The sequence below is a fragment of the Blautia sp. AF19-1 genome (assembly GCF_003479155.1).
In the GTDB taxonomy this organism is placed as follows: domain Bacteria; phylum Bacillota; class Clostridia; order Lachnospirales; family Lachnospiraceae; genus Fusicatenibacter; species Fusicatenibacter saccharivorans.
The window spans coordinates 1-2,373 of the sequence record NZ_QUGQ01000046.1 but is presented as its reverse complement, the minus strand read 5'-3'; the positions used below and the strand labels follow the sequence as shown (position 1 = coordinate 2,373).

The following is a 2,373-nucleotide window of genomic DNA, read 5'->3' as shown; positions in this document are numbered from 1 at the left end:
CCCTTTGGAGGGCTAATAATAAACCACCAGTTGAACTGGTGGTTGCTAACTAGCTGTTGTCTCTTGTGGAGTTGGCATTGGAGGGGAATTGATTGAAGAAAATAATACCAAAAGTAAAGACAGTTTTGAAAATAAAACTACATATAAAAAGAAAAAGTGGTTTAATAGTCTTTCTGGCTTTAACAAACGTAATAGTAGCAGTGCTAAGACTAAGTAAGTATTCTTTTCAAAAGGCCTGCTTGAAGAGAGAAATTCGTTGGCCAGATTTGGGAAATGCTGATGATTGGCAATACAAAATTCTCACAGAAGCATAAAAAATAAAAATTGAGTCCAATAGAAAGATTACAATTGCAGCTTCTGATGGGATAGAGTTGGTTGGTCACTATTATGAAAGAAAAAAGAATGCACCTTGTATAATCTTTATTCATGGGCTTTGGTCAAACTGCTATACAAATGGTGTGCCGATTTACAGAATTACAGAAGAAAATGGATGGAATCTACTGTTGGTAAGTTTGCGGGCACACGGAGAGAGTGGAGGAAATGTTTCAACGCTCGGTGTTTTAGAAAAATATGATTGTCGTGATTGGGTGAACTGGGTGGTTTCCGAATATGGCGAGCAGACGCCAATATTTCTCATGGGAATTTCCATGGGAGGAGCGGTAACACTTATGAGTAGCGATTTAGGATTACCTGAATCAGTTTGTGGAATTATTGATGACGCTGGTTTTACATCTCTGCTAGAGATGATAAAAGCAAATAGTAAAGAAAAAATTCATCATAAAATATTGTCAGATTTATTTACGCAGTTTGCAAATGTAGGAACAAAAATCTGGGGCGGATTTGACTTGAAAGAAGCAAACGCATGTGTTGCAGTGTCTAAGACAAGTGTGCCAGTTCTAATTATTCATGGAGACAAGGATAAGCAAGCACCGGTATCTATGGCGTATAAAATTTACGATAGTTGCAAAAGTGAAAGAGAGTTGTATATAGTTTCAGGGTCAGAACATACAGATTGCTATAGATCGAATCCTGAGAAATACGAAAGTATTGTTTCCGAATTCCTTAAAAAACATATTCCGACTAATTGATGCAAGATCCTTTTACAATTTCTTACGATTTAAGGAAGGTAGGAACATTCCAACTATCAGACATCTTCTATAACACAGTTGGTGGAGCAGTTGGTGGTTTGATGTACTATGCGGCAATGGAAATAAGAAGGACATTTAGCAGGTAACGCATAATAAGGTAAGCGTCTGAAATGTAAAGGTATATTAAATATTTGTACATAGAAAAGGATCGCCGGAGAATGTAATAGAAACTGTGTAAGTTTTTCTAACCTGCTCTCAAGATTTTATCAAATGCCAGAATTGTCAGTCAAGGCTGGAACCCTTACCTTGACTGGCGTTCCGGCATTTAAAGCAAGGTAGTCAAGCAGGCAAAGGGGAAATTGTCAGACAATTTACTTACACAATTTTTTAGACATTCCCGATCGCGGCATATTCCCAAGGATGCCGTTCCATCAGTTGGATATAAGTGAAGGAAAAAGTGATATTTCGTATTGGAAAGGAGCAACTTATGGACCAAGAACTATTCAACCCACAGTCTTCTTCCGTAAGCTCCTCTCGAATCATTTACACCCCATCAACCTTTGCTGGAACGTCTCTTTTGCATCTGCAGGAGGTCGGCTCTTTGCAGGCTGTTCACCCACATGTATCCCAGAGAGAGGATTTGGTGTCGTTTCTTTGCTTTATTGTTTTGTCTGGCGAGGGAGAACTTTCCTACGAGGAGCAGACTTATCAGCTAGGCCAGGGAGACTGCGTGTTCATTGATTGTCGGAAAGCATATAGCCATTCGACTTCTGATAATCTCTGGTCTCTCCAATGGTGCCATTTCTATGCACCGTCCCTTCCGGCTGTATATGAGAAGTACAAAGAGCGAGGCGGTCGGCCTGTGTTCCATCCGGATGACATAGCTTCGTTTACCGGTCTGCTCAGTGACCTCTACAATCTGGCATCATCTTCCGATTATATCCGGGATATGTGAATTAATGAGAAACTGGGGACTTTACTCACCTTACTGATGGAACAGTCTTGGCATCCAGAGAGTATGACTGTGAGCCGGAAGCGGCTGGAACTTGCAGCTGTAAAGGGTAAGTGCAAAATAATTCGACGGATTGTGTTGCCCTAAAAAATATCCCATAATAATCAATAGAGAATGCAAGCATTTTACTTCATCTTTTCTTGCTAGAAATGATAGGTGCGAGCATTTTACTCTATTCAAGTTATGGAGGTGTGCTCATGAAAAGCAAAAGAATACCTGTCGAAGAACAATACCGTCTCATCATGGAATGCCGTCAAAGTGGATTGACAGATC

At 40.1% G+C, this 2,373-nt stretch carries 3 protein-coding genes; all 3 read left to right on the top strand.

Annotation, left to right across the window (positions count from 1 at the left end; genetic code table 11):
• Nucleotides 1–92: 92 nt before the first annotated feature.
• Nucleotides 93–314, top strand: a complete 222-nt coding sequence (locus DWX26_RS16485; RefSeq protein WP_118601789.1) for a hypothetical protein — start codon at nt 93–95, stop codon at nt 312–314.
• A gap of 57 nt (nt 315–371) precedes the next feature.
• The gene (locus DWX26_RS16480; protein WP_158580620.1) at nt 372–1,088 is read left to right on the top strand and encodes an alpha/beta hydrolase; all 717 of its coding nucleotides are present in this window, start codon (nt 372–374) and stop codon (nt 1,086–1,088) included.
• Between the two features lie 487 nt (nt 1,089–1,575).
• Nucleotides 1,576–2,043, top strand: coding sequence for a cupin domain-containing protein (locus DWX26_RS16475; protein WP_118601787.1), 468 nt, complete (start codon nt 1,576–1,578; stop codon nt 2,041–2,043).
• Nucleotides 2,044–2,373 lie beyond the last annotated feature (330 nt).

Excerpts from the sequence above, each read along its gene's own strand:
- DWX26_RS16475 (WP_118601787.1), top strand. The coding sequence starts at position 1,576 with ATGGACCAAGAACTATTCAACCCACAGTCTTCTTCCGTAAGCTCCTCT.